Consider the following 359-nt stretch of genomic DNA (forward strand, 5'->3'; position numbering starts at 1 on the left):
TCTTAGCACCTAATGCGCGTTGAATGATGGATTGGTCAGTACCCCAGTAATACAAGTTCACCAAAAGCAGACCTGTGAACAATGTTGAGAACGGCAGTGGGTCGCTTTCTGTACCCACAGATTGAAGCTTCTCTGGCGCAGCATAAAGCAGAATATCTAAGCCAGCACCGAAACTCCCCTCGCCCAATACCATTAAACCAAATACAGGGATCATCATGCCGCCAACAATCAAGCCTACGCCATTAATGGTATCTGCAATCACAACCGCTTTCAGGCCACCATAAATTGCGTAAAAGAAGCCAAGTAGACCAATCGTCGCCGAAATAAGCGCGATTGAGCTAAACTCTGAAATATTAAGC

At 46.0% G+C, this 359-nt stretch carries 1 protein-coding gene; it reads right to left on the reverse strand.

Features of this window, described 5'->3' with window-relative positions:
* A partial coding sequence (locus tag AB4486_RS24390) for a sodium:solute symporter family transporter (RefSeq protein ID WP_408063672.1) occupies positions 1-359 on the reverse strand: 359 nt, incomplete at both ends.

It is taken from the genome of Vibrio sp. 10N.222.55.C6 (assembly GCF_041473395.1).
GTDB lineage: Bacteria > Pseudomonadota > Gammaproteobacteria > Enterobacterales > Vibrionaceae > Vibrio > Vibrio crassostreae_C.